The organism is Pseudomonas sp. 05N434, from assembly GCF_056396965.1.
Window position 1 is genome coordinate 1 of sequence record NZ_JBFTMK010001170.1, and the last position, 408, is coordinate 408.

The following is a 408-nucleotide window of genomic DNA, read 5'->3' on the forward strand; positions in this document are numbered from 1 at the left end:
GCGCCAGTTCTTCCTGGTTGGCCAGGATCAAGTCCGCGAAGCGAATCAAGATGCGCTTGCGTTCTGCGGGTGCCAACCGCGCCCAGATGCCGGATTCAAATGCACGACGCGCGACGGTGACTGCCGCATTGGCGTCGGCTTCGTCGGTGCTGGCGATGTTCGCCAGAAAGCGGCCGTCGACCGGGCTGATGCATTCGAAGGTATCGCCACTGACTGCCGGGCAGTATTGGCCGTCGATGAATGCGCGGCCTTCTAGTGTCAAGGACTGGAAGCGTTGCTCCCAGTCGCTGCGAGTGTTTGTCATGGTTGTGACTCTACGCAGAGGAATAAGTGATCGTGTTAACCGATGGGCAAGCGATGAGAACTTGTGGCGAGGGAGCTTGCTCCCGCTGGACTGCGCAGCAGTCC

The 408-nt window shown here is 60.0% G+C and carries 1 protein-coding gene; it reads right to left on the bottom strand.

Annotation, left to right across the window (positions count from 1 at the left end; translation table 11 throughout):
• A partial coding sequence (locus AC1DLB_RS32285; protein ID WP_477786570.1) for an aldehyde dehydrogenase family protein occupies window positions 1-304 on the bottom strand: 304 nt, incomplete at its 3' end.
• Window positions 305-408: the final 104 nt, after the last annotated feature.